The sequence below is a fragment of the Picosynechococcus sp. PCC 7117 genome (genome assembly GCF_001693275.1).
Classification (GTDB): Bacteria; Cyanobacteriota; Cyanobacteriia; order Cyanobacteriales; family MRBY01; genus MRBY01.
Genome location: NZ_CP016477.1, coordinates 603,071 through 617,928 on the forward strand (window position 1 = coordinate 603,071; position 14,858 = coordinate 617,928).

The window sequence follows — 14,858 nt, forward strand, 5'->3', positions numbered from 1 at the left end:
ACGCAAAATCTTTCCCCAACAAGGTATCACACTGCTATTTTGCGTCCCGAAAACCAGTGAAAATGGGTTACAAAACGCCCTGGGCCTTGAGGGTTTGCACCACTGACCAGGCTTTGAAGAGTTTCCCCTGGAGGAGCGCCGCCACCCCGGCGATCGCCTGAATTTCTGGGACATCCCCTAGCTTGTCTAAAACTGGCGTAATGGCCAATTCCGCCTGTCTGGGTTCCCAACGGTACAGATGCACAAAAGCAATGTAAGCATTCACCCAGGGATCATCTGGGGTCAGTGTTTGCAGTTCGGTCAGGGTCTCGATGGTGGCCTGAGATTCCTCTTGGAGAGCATGGGCAAGGATTTTGGCCCAGTACCAATCCCGCAGTTGGGGACGGTTTGTTGCGTTGGCTGGCGTTTGTGTGAGGCGATAGGCAAGGCTATCTTCCACTTGCTGTAAATAATCCTGGACTGGATCGTACTGATTGAGCCGTTCGACGTGGGCAAATAATGGCTCTAAACCCGCAATGCCTCCACCAAGTTGGGGCGCAATTTTCCGCAATTGGGTCAGCCAATCTAAGGCCACTAATTGCGTTGGTGTTAAGGCTTCACCTGTGGCCGACAAAATTCCTACAGTGACTGTCGGTTGGTTCAAGGGGCGAGCTTCCCCAGTAGCCGGATCGAGATACTGAACCGCCAAAGTGTAACGGCCCGCTGGTAAATCTGCTGGCGGTAGAGTGGCGGTGCGTTCAATAATTTCGAGGCGATCGCCTTTGTTCTCTGCATCCTCCCGTAGCATCCCGAAGGCTAACTGATGATCCTGGATCCAAAACTGTTCGCCGTTCGACCAAGTGAGTAACGCCATACCCTTGGTTAAATCCTGCCGATTTCCCGACCAAGTGTAGGTAATCGGAAGAGGTTGGCCGGCGATCGCCTCTGATGCGACGGCCACATTTTTTAATGCCACAGGACTTTGAGTGGTATCAGCAGCTTCGACAGAAACCAAAGGTTGGCGACGGTGATAGAGCTTTAGCTGATCTTGATCCGGCAGTGGCCAACTCCCCTGGAGCAGAAACTCAGGATCAGTATCTAAACTCGCCGCGAGGGCCAACTGATCCGCGTTGCGGTGGGGGTCCTCTCCTGTTTTCGTGAGGAACCAATCAAAGGACTCTTTGTCTTGAGCCAACTGTTCTGGAGTACTCCCTAAATTCCGCCCATACACCTGAAAATCCCGTAGAGCGCCATAGTAATTGAGCGTGTGATTATTGGCGATCGCCACCCCAGGGATCACCCCCAAGTTACTTCTTAAATTTGGAGTTTCCTGAATAATTTCCTGGATAATTTCTGGGTGGGGATAGGTCTGCCGATCCGGATAATTAGGATCTGGTACCAGTCCCGCAATGACTGGCAAAGGAAACAATTGGATGAGCCAAAAGATTGCAGCTAAACCCACGGTTCCCCAACGCACAGGTTGCCATTTACCGCGCCACTGGGTCAGGCCATACCCCAAGAAAACCGCCACAATTGGCAGATAGGGCATGATATAGCGGCCATCTTTGTTGTACATCGCTGATAGCAGCAAATAAGCACCACCAAAATAAATCCCTAACCAATACAAACTTTGCCGCTCAGGAAGTTGATATTTAGCGTTTTGGGTAGGAAAACGACGTAGTAAGTGCAACGCAATACCAACAAGGGGCACCAGCAACAGAATCCAGGCGATCGCCTGGGGTAAATCCAACCAATAGTAAACCCATGCCCCCAAGGTATTTAGAGGAGGATCTCCTTCCCTTGCTGCCGACGCGACGTTGGCGCGCTCATAGGTACTGAATAAGTAGATAAAATTTGTGCGATACCAAATTCCCCAGATCGGAAGGGAGAGCAGCAGACCGCAGAGAAGTTGTAGAACCCTTGCCCATTGCTTCTGCCAGAGTTGAGCGGCCAAGGAAAATCCTGTCGGCACAAACAAAAAAAAGAGAGCGGTTTGTTTTGTCATCAGGGCACACCCAGCACTGATCCCAAACCCTATTACCCAGAGCCATTGGGCGCGACGGGTTTGCGCAAAATACCAATAGGTTAAACAACAAAATGCCAATGGCGTGACAGCAGCAAGGGGAAAATCCGTCACATAGTAAAGTCGAGGGAACGTCAAGCGGGGCATTAAAAGGGCGATCGCCGCACTCCACAAACCCACCGAACGATTAAATAATCGCTGGCCAATGCCGTAAACCACCAGCATTAGAACACCGCTAAATACCAGATTCATCAGCAGAGCTTGATCATTTCCCGGCCCAAAAATGAGTTGAAATGGCGCCGCAATAAAATGGGTGAAGGGAGGAATCTTATTGGATAAGCGCCAAAAATTCTCCCAGCCGGGGAACTGGCGAAATGCGGCAACGTAGTTCAAACTCTCCGTGAGATAGTCGGCATGATCCCAAGAAGGTACACTTTGATCGAGCCATAACCACAGGCGATCGCCGAGATTAATTCCCAGCCACAACCCCAATAAAAGTAACCCAGTCTTCCAAGGCGCTCTGGGTGATTTTGCGACCTGATCCTGCAATGTTAAAACTCCCCTGATGGATTTAGCCTAGCTGCAATGTATCGGAAAAAATCCCTCAAGGTAAAGCTTCTCTTTATCCTTGCCATAGACAAAAATAATTTCTCAAATCACCACACCTTGCTTGACCCTTGGGGCACTAGGATAAAATAATCCCCAAGCAAATCATCACCACCACAAACCCATGCCCTTTGATATTCCCGTTGAAACCCTCCTGATTGCCACCCTCTACCTCAGCCTCAGCGTGACCTATCTGCTCGTTTTGCCTGCTGGTCTCTATTTTTACCTCAATAACCGTTGGTATGTCGCCAGTTCCATCGAGCGACTTGTGATGTATTTCTTCGTTTTCTTTTTGTTCCCTGGGATGCTACTCCTAAGCCCTTTCCTGAATTTCCGTCCCCGTCGTCGCGAAGTCTAAGGCTTTGCCGAATGAATTCTCCCATCCTTGCCAACTTCTCCCCCTAAAACCATGCGACGCATTGATATCTTGGCCATCAGTTTCGGTATTTTCATCGTTGGTGGGCTGCTCTATGGTGGCCTCAAAGTTGCGGGCCTCGAAAGTTTAGATGCAGGGATCTGGTCCCAGGCGTTGCTGGTAATTGTGGTGTTTGTCTGGGTGGGAACCTATCTGTTTCGGGTAGGAACCCGCAATATGACCTTTCATCAACAGCGGCGAGATTACGAAGAAGCAGCCCTGCAGCGGCGCTTAGATGAGATGAGCCCCGAAGAATTAGCCCAACTCCAGGCAGAACTCGAAGCAACGGAAGATCAAACTTCGCCAAAAAAGTAACGGCAATCTTTACCGAAGGGGGAGTTGGGGACGTACAATAACCCCTTGTGTGTTTTTATCGAACAAAATCATGACCTCTGTTTCTGAACGTTTCCGATCCCTCAAGCAGGCGGGCCAATGTGCGCTGATTCCCTTCATTACAGCGGGTGACCCAGATTTAGAAACGACAGAACAGGCCCTCAAAATTTTAGACGCAGCCGGGGCTGATTTTATTGAACTCGGCGTCCCCTATTCTGATCCCCTCGCCGATGGGCCGACAATCCAAGCGGCGGCAACCAGGGCCTTGAGTCGGGGCGTCACCCTTGAGCAAGTTTTAGTGATCGTGCAACGAGTCCATGGGCAATTAACAGCACCGATTATTTTATTCACCTATTACAATCCGATTTTTTATCGGGGCATTGACGCTTTTATGGCCCAAGTGGCAGCGGCGGGAGTCAAAGGTTTGGTGGTCCCGGATCTGCCCCTAGAGGAATCCCAGATGGTGCTGGATGCAGCAACGAGCCATGGTCTTGATTTGATTTTATTGGTGGCTCCCACCAGTCCAACGGAACGGATCGAGGCGATCGCCAAAGCCTCCCAGGGTTTTATTTACCTCGTGAGTGTGACGGGGGTCACGGGAGCGAGAACCTCTGTGGCCAGCCGTGTCGGGGAACTGTTGCCGAAGTTACGTCAAGTGACCGATAAGCCCATCGGAGTTGGTTTCGGGGTTTCGGATCCAGCTCAAGCGAAACAACTAAAAGAATGGGGCGCGGATGGCGTGATCGTCGGCAGTGCGGTGGTCAAACGCCTCGCAACTGGAACGCCCGCCGAAGGTTTAGCGGCAGTCAAAGAATTTTGTGAGTCCCTCAAGGAGGCGATCGCCTAACGATGGGCCTGTTGTAGATCGAGAAAATGAAAGATCATTCGGGGTCAGTAACATCTAAGGCCCCCCGAATAATTACCACTGTGCGGTTTGTCCCCTTGGCGATCGCCTCCGGAATATTTCCATGGAGCGCCTTTTGGAATAAGCTTTCTCGGCTAGCTCCCAGAATCACCAGATCGTAGGTTTCTTCTTTGATTAAGCGGATTAAACTGTCAGCAATGTGGGACGAGCGAATAGGTAGGGGAATAATGGGAATTTCGACCAGGGGATCCAGGCCTCGCTTGGCCTGGACGAGCAGCGGAAAATGTTGGGGGCGTTGTTGGGGTTGATAGACCTGACAGAGGCAAATTTGGGATGGCAGGGAATAGCGCACCACCTCTGGGGACAGGTGCAACAGTGCCGGAATGAATTCCTGGGCGCGTTCGGCGTTGGGGCCGCCAGCAATGGGAACAAGGGCGCGGATTTTTCCTGGTTGAGCCTTAAACTGGAGGGGATGGGCGTGGCTCGTTTTCACCAAAATCACATCACAGGGCACTTTTTTCACGAGATATTCCATCACACTCCCGAACAGTTGCCCCCTTGGGTGGCGATCGCCTTGCCAACCCAAGATTAACCCCTGATCCTTGCTCGAAATTTCCTGAAGAATGGCCCCGGCCACATCGTAGGCGAGGATCACCTGGGTGTGGATCGAAATTCCCAATGTTTCCCCAAGGCGTTCGAGTTTTTCCATCAGATGCCGTTCTGGATAGGTGTTCATGTGGGCATCGGTGAGGGGATAGGTTGCTGCCACCTGCACCACATTTAGGCAATAGACCATGGCATTTTTTTCCTTGGCAATGGCCGCCGCAAAGGTGATGAGGGCTTCGGCGGTATTGGGATTGGCGATCGCCACCCAGAGTTTGCGCTTGTAATTGTCGCTGGTGTGGGTTTGATAAACGCAATAGGACGGCGTGCGCTGTACCGCATGGTGACTTTTCCCAAGGAGTTCCTGGGCTTCGGCGCGAATAATATCTGACCGGGTGATAATGCCCTGGAGCTGATCATTATCGACAACGGGTAGGCGGGAAATTTGATAGCGATTGAGCAGGTACAAAACATCACTAAGGGAAGCCCGGGGAGAGACCGTAATCACCTTGCGCTGCATCACCTGGGCCACCGTTAAATTCTTTCCCTGGGCCGCCATTTGGGCTAAATCCCCTTGGGTGACGATGCCAACGAGCTTGCCCTGTTTTAAAACCGGAAAACCCCGGTGGGGTGATTCGGAGAGGATGGGGACTAAATCTTTTAAGTTGAGATGGCTTTCGAGGGTTTCTACTTCCGGTTGCATCACCTGAGCGGCGGTGAGATCCGTTAACACCTGGGGATTTTTTTCCTCCTCTAGGTGAATGCCGCTGGCCTCCAGGAGGTATTCGTAGATCGAACCTTTAAAAATGCTTTCCGCCACAATGAGCGCTGTCACCGAAGCCAGCATTAAGGGGAGGACTAAATTAAAATCCGTGGTCAGCTCAAAGACAATTACAATCGCGGTCACTGGCACCCGCGCCACCCCTGTAAAAAAAGCCCCCATCCCCGCAAGGGCGTAGGTATATTGGGTCGCCTCTGGCACAAAGATCTCGGCACAGGTACCCACCAAATAACCGAGGGCCGTGCCTAAAACGAGGGTCGGTGCAAATAGTCCCCCCGGTGCGCCGGAGCCATAGGCAATCAAGCTTAGGAAAAAATGGGCGACAAAGGCGATCGCAATTACCTGCCAGCCCGCATCCCCCGTAAGCAAAAAATCCCGTAGCCCTGCATTGTCCCGGAAAAAAGGCGGCAAAAACGCGACCACAGTGCCCGAAATCGCCCCGGCGATCGCCATCCGCACCCCCAAGCTCAAGCGGAGACGACGATTAAACCCCAAAACCGTCAAGATACCGCGATTGAATAAAGCCCCCAAAACCCCTGCCAAGCCCCCCAACAGCAAATACCAGGGGATTTCTGCCAGATAAAAATTACTTTGATTCGCCGCGTTTAATAGCTCTGCGGGCAAATTCAGATCCGAAGTGCCAAACCAGCGGGAGACCACCGAACCTGTAAAAGAGGCAACGATCGCCGTTTCTAAGGTCAGCCCTGACATGTCCCGCATCAGTTCTTCGACCACGAACAGTACCCCAGCAATGGGAGTATTAAATCCCGCCGCTAAACCCGCCGCTGCTCCGGCTGCAATCATTTGCCGTCGGTGGTTTGGGGTTGTCGGGAGCCATTGACTGAGTTGAGCTGCGAGAGCCGCACCGATATGGACACTGGGGCCGCGCCGTCCGAGAGTTAATCCGCCACCCAGAACCAAAATCGTGCCAATGGATTTAGCTAAGGCTACCTTCCAATTTAGCGGCAGGGGAAATTGGGCCAGGACAACCTTGACCTGGGGGACGCCGCCCCCCTTGGCTTCTGGGGCAAAGGTCTCTAGGAGATAGCCCGCAAACCAGCCGCAAACCACCCCAAATAGAGGCAGGATTAACCAGGCGCCGTATTGACGACTCAGGATGACCCGATATCCCCCCACGAAACCGATGCCTTGTTTGAGGAAAAGGGCCGCCAAACCGGAGATGACACCAATGAGGCAGGCTTCGATTAATAAATAGTTATTGTTTAAGCTGTGCTGGCCTAAGGATCGAAAAATCCACCAATTTCGCACAGAAGCCATGGCGATCGCCCGTAAGATGCTTCAAAAGATTTAGAAACGCTGGTTTCAGCTTTCCCCTAGCAGATTAGCACGATCTTTCCCTGGGCCTTTCAGGAAAATTTTTGGCAAGTTTTAGCTCAATCGTTGACAAAAAAAACCTGACCTTGGCAGATCAGGTGATGCATTTCAGGGATGTAAAAGCTGATGGGGAATGCACTCACTCCTTAACGGGGCAAGGCATATTTAAAATCAGTGGAACCTTGGTAACCAGAAAGCTCTGCCAGGCGTTGTAGCGATTGGGTGCCAGCATAACGTTCCCCATTAATCTCCCAGGTAGGGAATCCTTCTAGCCCAGCGGCGGCACAAACATCAGGCTGGCCATTTTCTCCTTCGGGGGCGCATTCAATGTAGGGCACTTTGGCAAAGGCTTCTTTTCCGAACAACTGTTTTTGGTCGTAGCAGTGGGGACACCAGTAAGCGCCATATTCTTTCGCCCCAATTTCTGTGAGGTGTTCGGCTAGGGCAATTTCTGCGGGGCCAGAGGTGGTGGTGATTTCCCAGCCTGTGGGCGGTTCGGGGGCGCGGTTGGGGACTGGGGTAATAATTTCTTGGCCCTGGTCATTAAGCACCGGGACGTTGCCTTGGATATCGCGTTCAATGCTGTTATATAAGCCGAGAGTGCCGAGGGCGGTAATGATCGCCACCACAAAAATTGTCAGGAACACTTCACCCCAATCGTCCCAAAAGCGACCAAAGAGGGTTAACAGCAGAAAACTCGCGGCAAAGGTGGCCGAGGTAATGCAGTAGAGACAAACGCCGCCAATTTTCGCAAAGAGAATGTACATCAGGTAGGCACTAAACAGGCTCATGGCGGTGGCACCAATGAGGAGAAAGAGCCATGTCCAATCTTCGTATTTGTTCCGCAGTTTTTTGTTGTCTTCGGGATTAATCGCCAGGGGCACTAGGGAAAAACCGGCCATGGCGAGATAGGCGATCGCCCCAAACAGTGACAAGGGCAAGCCAAAGACAAAGGCGTAGGGACTAGAGAGTACATCACTACAGCTCGCTGCTGCTTCTGTACCACAGGCCACCTCTGCCCCGAAAAGTTTGGAGATCGTCAGGTAACTGGTGAGCAAAAAGCCAATGATGGCGATCGCCCCAATAATAGGGCGGGACCACTGATGGATCCAGGGTTGAGAACGTCGGCGTACCATAGCGCGTCAAAAAAATTTCAAGCAATAAATTGTCTACATCTTAAACCTGCGGGGCGGCGGGTTGCAGTTGGCTGACTAAATGGCGCAGTTCCGGCAAAATGAGTTTTTCCATGGCTAATCGCACCGCCCCAGTCGATCCGGGTAAGGAAAATAAAATCATGCCTCGATAGGTGCCTGCCACCGCCCGGGAGGCGATCGCCCTAGAGCCAATTTCCTCGTAACTCAAGGCCCGGAAAATTTCCCCAAACCCCGGCAAGGTTTTTTCTAAATGTTTGGCCAGCATATCGTAGGTGTTGTCCCGGTGGGCGATGCCGGTGCCACCACTGAAAATTAATGCTTCCAAATTCGCGTGGGCGAGGTGCTCTAAACGGTGGGCGATCGCCTCTGGATCATCTTTAATCACCTCATAATCCCCGATTTCATGGCCTGCGGCGGTGAGTAATGCTTGAATTAACTGGCCGCTTTTATCTGTTTCTGGCGATCGCGTATCGCTGACAGTGATAACCCCACAACGGACGACACGCGCAGCAGGATCAGGATGAGGTTGCAGCATGATCAGCAAAGATGATTAACAATGGTTGTGACAACAAACCCCTACAGGAGAAGTTAAAAAATGCTAGACGAACAGGCCAAAAAAACAATGCTCCTCCACATTCCCCACGCATTATATATCTGCGGTGTGCGGGATGGTGATGAGATGAATGGCTTTACTGCCAGTTGGGTGATGCAAGGTTCCTTTAAGCCCCCCCTCGTGGTCAATTGTGTCCGCTCCGATTCTGGTTCCCACGCCATGCTCAAAAAAACCGGCGTCTTTTCCCTGAGTTTTCTCGACGACTCCCAGAAAGATATGGCCGCTAATTTTTTCAAGCCCAAACGTCGGGTCGGCAACAAATTTGAAGATGTGGAATTTTACGAAGGGGCTGAAACGGGCTGCCCCGTGATTAAAGATTCCCTTGGTTATGTGGAATGTAAAGTGGTCGGGGCCGTTGAACAGGGCGATCACACGGTCTTTGTGGGCGAAGTGATCGGCGCTGGGGTACATCGGGAAGGCAAAATTCTTGACCTAGAGAGCACGGGTTGGAGTTACGGCGGCTAAAAGTAAAGCTTTATTTTGCCGAAAACCGACCTAGTCTTTTAACAAAATTTTCCTGATTTAAAACGATGCCTCTGATTAAAGTTCAAACATCTTTACCGCCCGCTTCCCAAGGGGATGTAGAAGCCCTTTTGCTCAATTTGTCCCGCAAACTCGCGGCGCACCTCGGCAAGCCAGAAGCCTATGTGATGACCGCTTTTGAGGCCGGGATTCCCATGACCTTTGGGGGGTCGATTGATCCGGCTTGTTATGTGGAGATCAAAAGTGTGGGCACCATGGGCGATCGCACCCGCACCATGAGTGAAGACTTCTGTAATGAAATTCACCAGAGTCTCGGTGTTGCCAAAAACCGTATCTACATTGAGTTTGCCGATGCCAAAGGCAGTATGTGGGGCTGGAATGGTTCGACTTTCGGTTAACCGCAGCCGATGACCAAAGCGATTCAATTAAGTTTGGGTTTATCTTGACAAACGCCAACTAATCCCAAGGAGCTGCCGCATCTATAATTTGGGGCGGCTTTTTTTTGCGGCAAAGCTCACAATCTTTAGGCGATCGCCGGAGGCAAATTAGGTAATTTACAGTAGTTAAAAATACTTAGAATGGGACAGTTTGCTGATGTCGGCAGGATCAAAGAAACATTTCCTGGCTGATTGTTTCACAAAACAATTTAAAAATCCGAATATCTGCGCCAAAATGCGGAAAAAGTGAGCTTTGACGTCCAAATTCAAGCTTTATTTTCGCTGAGATAGTACAACGATCAATAGCTAGTTCTGATCGCTGTTTTTTGCAAAGCTATCTCAATTTCAATCAGGAGTTCCGATGAAAAGTCAAACAAAACGCCTAAGACGCGCTTGTAGTTATCTCGTCCTCGCCCTTAGTGCAATGGTTCCCTCGGTTGCCCTCGCCGGCCATACCAATACTATTTTGCACACGATGATGGATGGTAGCGCAGAGGTGCCAGAAGACGGCAATATGGAAATGCTTGTCGGTGATGCCAATGGTGAAGGCCATGCCTACGTTTTTGGCATTGATAATGATCCGACTACCCTTTGTTATTCGATGACGGTCACTGGGATCCAACTCGTTCCCGTCGGCTCTGGGATGGCGGCCCATATTCACGAAGGCGCAATGGATGAAAATGGCCCAGTGGTCGCAGTTTTAGCCGGGCCAGAGGATGGCAATGCTGCGGACTGCCTGACAGAAGGGGAAGAAGGGAAATTTCCCACGGGTGAAACCGGAATTGTGCAACGTATTTTAGAGAATCCCAGCGATTTTTATATCAATGTTCATAATCCCCAGTTCCCGAACGGTGCTATTCGGGGTCAACTGAGTTCTATTCATTCCCATTCTCATTAGGGATAGGGCTTACAGTTTCACAAGATTTTCTGCTGAATTTTTTGGGGCGATCGCCCGCAGTTTCTTTTGTCTTTCCGAGGGGAATTTCATCAAAGACTGCGGGTTTTTCTGATTACTTGAAGCCTGGGCCAAACCTTACTGGAGGTAAGCGCCTTGGCTATCGGGGTGATCCATTTGGGGTAAGCCCATGCTGAAGTTCATTACCCGTGAGTCGAGGTTATAGCGGAGTTCACCTTTTTGGAGGAGGTCACGGATAAAGGCTTCTAGGTCGGAGCCGATCCGCCGCAGGTTGTATTCGGTTAAATCCTCGCCGCTGTTACTTTCCACGAGGGCATCGAACTGGCGATAGACTTTCTGGAGACTTTCTTCGGGCCAAACGAATTCGTTATCTGGATCGACATCCAAGGTGAGCACGGTTTCACTGGGGATTAATTCATTTTTCTGAATTTCGGCAGTGTAGATGCGGACGTGGCGGGTCGTGGATTTAAGCAGCATAGGACTTAACAGATAAGATGAAAATTATTCTGCAACAATTGCTATTGTGACATTTCCCCAGTGTACAGATAAAGTTTTCCTTGGTGCGGCGACGAACCATGCGCCAGGGTTACCAATCTTCCAAAAAATGAGGCTCCAGTGGAAACGTCTGGGGCAGCTCGTCATTTTCGGTGTCATTTTACTCAATCTTTGGGGTTGTACTGGGACGGAGGCTCCCCGGGAATTTGCCCCGGACGGTGAAGTGATCCAACGGGCGATCGCCACCAAACTCAAAAGCCATTACCAACAACTGAGCCAGACTATTAATGCGCCGCCGCCCAACTTGGAACTGAAAAATATCCAGGTCAAAAAGCTCGATTCTTTTTTTCTCCAGGCACTGCCGGTTTATCACCTCCAGGGCACCTATGATGTGGTATTGAATTTTCCTTCCCAGCGCACAGAAAATCGTCGCCGCAATCCCTTTGAGGTTTATCTCCAGCGGCAACCGGAAGGAAAAACCTGGCGATCGCTCGAAAAAAATCCCCAGGGTTGGCGATCGCAACAACTCCCTCGATAAGCCGCATCCCCGTTTCCCTGACCCTCTACAATAAAAGCAATCCGTCTTTGCCCGATTTCCCCGCCTATGTATGACGAAGAAGATTACCGTCCCGTCCGCCGTTTCCCAAAAGTCCCCCTAGACAGACGCTTTTGGGCTTTTTTTGTGGATTTTATCGTCGCTTGGATTGTCAGTGGCTTAGGGGGTTTAACCCTACAGTGGTTGGTTTTTCTCGTCGTCTGGTTTGGCCTGCGGGTCTTTCTCGTCAGCCGTAACCAGGGTCAAAGCCTGGGTAGTTGGGCCTTTGATATCAAAGTCATCGACATCCGTTATCGAGTGCCAGAAATTATCAACCTCAGCAAACGAGAAGGCATTTTAGGGTTTGCCGCCATGCTTGCCATGTATGGGATCCAAAGTTTTTTTCTGATGGGGAACGGCATTTCTTTGATTTTGTTAATCTCTCCCCTGTTGGCCTCCTGTGGCGTGGCGATCGCCGACGAAGAATTTAACCAAGCCTTCCACGATCGCATCGCCGAAACCTATATGATCCAAACCCAGCGCGGTTTTTCCCTAGATTTACGTCTCAAACAAATCCTTGCCGAGCTAAGACAAAATATGCAAAAATAGAAATTTGTGTGTAAACCTTAGCGATCCACAACCGCTAATCTAGTAAAAAATTATGGCAAGCAAAAAAGGCGTCCGCATTACCATCACCGTGGAATGCACCGAATGTCGCACCAATACCAACAAGCGCTCCAATGGCGTTTCCCGCTATACCACTAGCAAAAACCGTCGGAACACCACCGGGCGGCTCGAAATCAAAAAATTCTGCCCCCACTGCAACGCGCACACTGTCCACAAAGAAATTAAGTAGGTAATTCCTTTACCACTGAAATTTTATCGACAAATTTTTTATTTTTTAACGTTATTTATTAACCATGGCCTACTACCGTAAACGTCTTTCTCCGATTCCTCCTAGCCAGCCGATCGATTACAAAGATGTCGAACTCCTCCGCAAATTCATCACCGAGCGCGGCAAAATTTTACCCCGTCGGATCACCGGCTTAACAGCGCGTCAACAACGGGATGTCAATACCGCCATTAAGCGGGCACGGATGCTGGCCCTGTTGCCCTTCATCAACAAAGAAGGCTAAAGTGATGCCAAGCAATTCTAGGTGTTGAGTTTAGGATTGCTCTTATATAGTCGCGTTAGGCAACAAAGCTGGTGGAAAAAGGACAACTGATTGAGTTTCGGCTACAGGGAGAACGAGTACTTGCTGTCGCTGAGCGTCCTGAAGGAAAAAAAGATTGGATCGTAATCGATGGACGGGGGCAATCCCATAAGCTGCGTCCCCAAAGGGTTGAATACACCGTGGCGGGTTCCCCCTACGATCCAACTGAGATCCCCAGCTTTTTCACAGCAAGTCAGGCATTAGTTGATCCCGACAATCTGGCTGTCGCTTGGGAATTTCTTGTCGAAGCCTCGGAACCGGCAACCCCAGAATCCCTCGCGCAACTTTTGTTTTCAGCCAAAACGCCCCAGCAATGTTATGCCTGTCATTTGATGTTGGCGGAAGATAAGATTTTCTTCAAACGCAAAGGGGATTACTACGAACCCCGTGCAGAGGCGCAGGTCCGCGAAATTCAGCATCAGCTAGAAATTGAAGCTCAGAAAGAACGTGAAAAAACAGAATTTTTACAGCGGGTTAACCAGGCGATCGCCGGAGAAACAGTAACCTGGGAAGACAGTGATCGGCAACGTTTCGAAAGCCTAGAAAAATTTGTCCTCTACCCGGAGCAGTCAGCCAGAGCCGCCCACGACCTCCTCGAAATGCTGGGGCGATCGCCCACGACAGAACAGGCTTTCCGCCTCTTGGTCTCCCTTGGCTGGTGGAGTTCCCACGAAAATCTTGCTCTCCTCCGGAGCGGTTACCCCAGAAAATTTTCTCAGAAGGTACTCGATGTGTCCCATGCCCGCCTGTCAGCCTCGCCCGGTGATACCGATGAGGGGAACCGTCTCGATTTAACCCATCTCAAGACCTACACCATTGACGATGAGAGTACCTCAGAAATTGACGATGGCCTCAGTATCGAAACCCTAGAAAGTGGCCGCCATAAGGTTTGGATTCACATCGCGGATCCCACCCGCTTGTTAAGCCCTGGGGATGAACTCGATCTAGAAGCCCGGCGTCGTAGTACCAGCCTCTATTTGCCCACGGGGATGATCTCCATGTTCCCGGAAGAGCTGGCGACGGGGCCGATGAGCTTACGCCAAGGTCAGGTCTGTGCCGCCCTCAGTTTTGGAGTTTTGCTCACAGAAAACGGGGCGATCGCCGATTATGAAATCACCCCCAGTTGGGTCAAGCCTACTTATCGCCTCACCTATGACGATGTGGACGAAATGCTCCATCTGCGGATCCAGGCCGAATCAGAAATCGCCCTCCTCGCGGATTTTGCCCACAAACGCCGAAAGTGGCGGGATGCCCAAGGCTCCATCAGTATTAAGATGCCAGAAGCCTCCATTAAGGTGCAGGACGAAAACATTTTCATCGAAGTCCTCCATGCCTCCATGTCCCGGGAACTGGTTGCTGAAATGATGATCCTCGCTGGCGAAGTGGCAGGCCATTATGGGCGGACCCATGGTTTACCCCTGCCTTTTCGGGGACAACCCCAACCGGAACTCCCCCCCCAAGAGGAACTGTTATTATTACCTGCTGGGCCTGTGCGCGCCTGTGCGGTACGGCGTTGTATGCCCCGCAGTGAAATGGGCACCAATCCCGTACGCCATGCCAGTTTGGGGTTAGATTCCTATATCCAAGTCACATCCCCCATTCGTCGTTACACTGACCTGTTGGCCCATTTTCAAATTAAGGCCCATTTGCGGGGGGATGAACTGCCTTTCTCGGTGGATGAACTCAAGGAAATTCTCTACAGTGTCGTCACTTCCAGTCAGGAAGCTGTCCATGTAGAGCGCCAAACCAATCGCTATTGGAGCCTCGAATACTTACGTCGTAATGCGGATCAAGTGTGGCAAGGGTTAGTCCTACGCTGGCTCCGGGAAGATGAAAAATTAGGCATTATCCTCCTAGAAGAACTGGGTCTAGAACTTCCCCATCGCTTTGAACGGGCCGTTGCCTTGGGCGATCGCCTGGAAGTAAAAGTAAGCCAAGCCGATCCCCATAAAGATGAAATTCGCTTCCGGGAACTGCTCGAAACGGAGATTGCGGCGGCTTCCTAGGATAAAAAGCCGACAAAACATCAAGATTTATAACAGACTCTGCGGGTTCCCCATTGAGAAATATT

16 protein-coding genes are annotated in these 14,858 nt (G+C 50.9%); 11 read left to right on the forward strand and 5 right to left on the reverse strand.

Features of this window, described 5'->3' with window-relative positions:
- Nucleotides 1-67: 67 nt before the first annotated feature.
- Nucleotides 68-2,551: a glycosyltransferase family 39 protein gene (locus AWQ22_RS02890; RefSeq protein ID WP_065710127.1), complete on the reverse strand. Its 2,484-nt coding sequence runs from the start codon at nucleotides 2,549-2,551 to the stop codon at nucleotides 68-70.
- 181 nt (nucleotides 2,552-2,732) lie between these two features.
- Between AWQ22_RS02890 and ndhL the strand changes: the two genes are divergently transcribed.
- The 3 genes from ndhL (at nucleotide 2,733) to trpA (ending at nucleotide 4,203) form a co-directional block, all read left to right on the forward strand.
- Nucleotides 2,733-2,966 carry an NAD(P)H-quinone oxidoreductase subunit L gene (gene ndhL / locus AWQ22_RS02895; protein ID WP_012306191.1) on the forward strand — a complete coding sequence of 78 codons (234 nt, stop codon included), beginning with the start codon at nucleotides 2,733-2,735 and terminating at the stop codon, nucleotides 2,964-2,966.
- Nucleotides 2,967-3,017: 51 nt separating this feature from the next.
- Nucleotides 3,018-3,338 carry a DUF3007 family protein gene (locus AWQ22_RS02900; RefSeq protein ID WP_030005830.1) on the forward strand — a complete coding sequence of 107 codons (321 nt, stop codon included), beginning with the start codon at nucleotides 3,018-3,020 and terminating at the stop codon, nucleotides 3,336-3,338.
- 70 nt (nucleotides 3,339-3,408) lie between these two features.
- Nucleotides 3,409-4,203 (forward strand): tryptophan synthase subunit alpha, encoded by a 795-nt coding sequence (trpA, locus tag AWQ22_RS02905; protein ID WP_065710128.1) that lies wholly within the window; start codon nucleotides 3,409-3,411, stop codon nucleotides 4,201-4,203.
- 34 nt (nucleotides 4,204-4,237) lie between these two features.
- On the opposite strand, the gene AWQ22_RS02910 is transcribed toward trpA, so the two are convergent.
- The 3 genes from AWQ22_RS02910 to AWQ22_RS02920 form a co-directional block, all read right to left on the reverse strand.
- On the reverse strand, nucleotides 4,238-6,883 hold the full coding sequence (locus AWQ22_RS02910) for a chloride channel protein (RefSeq protein ID WP_065710129.1): 2,646 nt from the start codon (nucleotides 6,881-6,883) through the stop codon (nucleotides 4,238-4,240).
- Between the two features lie 203 nt (nucleotides 6,884-7,086).
- Nucleotides 7,087-8,076, reverse strand: coding sequence for a vitamin K epoxide reductase family protein (locus tag AWQ22_RS02915; protein WP_065710130.1), 990 nt, complete (start codon nucleotides 8,074-8,076; stop codon nucleotides 7,087-7,089).
- A 40-nt stretch (nucleotides 8,077-8,116) separates the two neighbouring features.
- On the reverse strand, nucleotides 8,117-8,629 hold the full coding sequence (locus tag AWQ22_RS02920) for a molybdenum cofactor biosynthesis protein B (protein WP_065710131.1): 513 nt from the start codon (nucleotides 8,627-8,629) through the stop codon (nucleotides 8,117-8,119).
- A gap of 60 nt (nucleotides 8,630-8,689) precedes the next feature.
- Between AWQ22_RS02920 and AWQ22_RS02925 the strand changes: the two genes are divergently transcribed.
- The 3 genes from AWQ22_RS02925 (at nucleotide 8,690) to AWQ22_RS02935 (ending at nucleotide 10,525) form a co-directional block, all read left to right on the forward strand.
- Nucleotides 8,690-9,172 carry a flavin reductase family protein gene (locus AWQ22_RS02925; RefSeq protein WP_030005834.1) on the forward strand — a complete coding sequence of 161 codons (483 nt, stop codon included), beginning with the start codon at nucleotides 8,690-8,692 and terminating at the stop codon, nucleotides 9,170-9,172.
- Nucleotides 9,173-9,237: 65 nt separating this feature from the next.
- Nucleotides 9,238-9,588 carry a phenylpyruvate tautomerase MIF-related protein gene (locus AWQ22_RS02930; protein ID WP_030005835.1) on the forward strand — a complete coding sequence of 117 codons (351 nt, stop codon included), beginning with the start codon at nucleotides 9,238-9,240 and terminating at the stop codon, nucleotides 9,586-9,588.
- A gap of 400 nt (nucleotides 9,589-9,988) precedes the next feature.
- A complete protein-coding gene (locus tag AWQ22_RS02935) occupies nucleotides 9,989-10,525 on the forward strand; it encodes a CHRD domain-containing protein (protein WP_030005836.1) in 537 nt (178 codons plus the stop codon).
- Between the two features lie 135 nt (nucleotides 10,526-10,660).
- Here the strand turns inward: AWQ22_RS02935 and AWQ22_RS02940 are convergent, their stop codons facing one another.
- Nucleotides 10,661-11,020 (reverse strand): NAD(P)H-quinone oxidoreductase subunit M, encoded by a 360-nt coding sequence (locus AWQ22_RS02940; protein ID WP_012306200.1) that lies wholly within the window; start codon nucleotides 11,018-11,020, stop codon nucleotides 10,661-10,663.
- Nucleotides 11,021-11,066: 46 nt separating this feature from the next.
- Between AWQ22_RS02940 and AWQ22_RS02945 the strand changes: the two genes are divergently transcribed.
- From AWQ22_RS02945 to AWQ22_RS02965, 5 genes are all read left to right on the forward strand, one after another.
- A complete protein-coding gene (locus AWQ22_RS02945; protein ID WP_084448950.1) occupies nucleotides 11,067-11,576 on the forward strand; it encodes a hypothetical protein in 510 nt (169 codons plus the stop codon).
- A gap of 66 nt (nucleotides 11,577-11,642) precedes the next feature.
- A complete protein-coding gene (locus AWQ22_RS02950; RefSeq protein ID WP_012306202.1) occupies nucleotides 11,643-12,182 on the forward strand; it encodes an RDD family protein in 540 nt (179 codons plus the stop codon).
- A gap of 52 nt (nucleotides 12,183-12,234) precedes the next feature.
- Nucleotides 12,235-12,429, forward strand: coding sequence for a 50S ribosomal protein L33 (gene rpmG, locus AWQ22_RS16295; protein WP_012306203.1), 195 nt, complete (start codon nucleotides 12,235-12,237; stop codon nucleotides 12,427-12,429).
- Between the two features lie 64 nt (nucleotides 12,430-12,493).
- Nucleotides 12,494-12,709, forward strand: coding sequence for a 30S ribosomal protein S18 (gene rpsR / locus AWQ22_RS02960; RefSeq protein WP_012306204.1), 216 nt, complete (start codon nucleotides 12,494-12,496; stop codon nucleotides 12,707-12,709).
- Between the two features lie 71 nt (nucleotides 12,710-12,780).
- Nucleotides 12,781-14,793: a ribonuclease catalytic domain-containing protein gene (locus AWQ22_RS02965; protein ID WP_065710133.1), complete on the forward strand. Its 2,013-nt coding sequence runs from the start codon at nucleotides 12,781-12,783 to the stop codon at nucleotides 14,791-14,793.
- The last annotated feature ends 65 nt before the right edge of the window (nucleotides 14,794-14,858 follow it).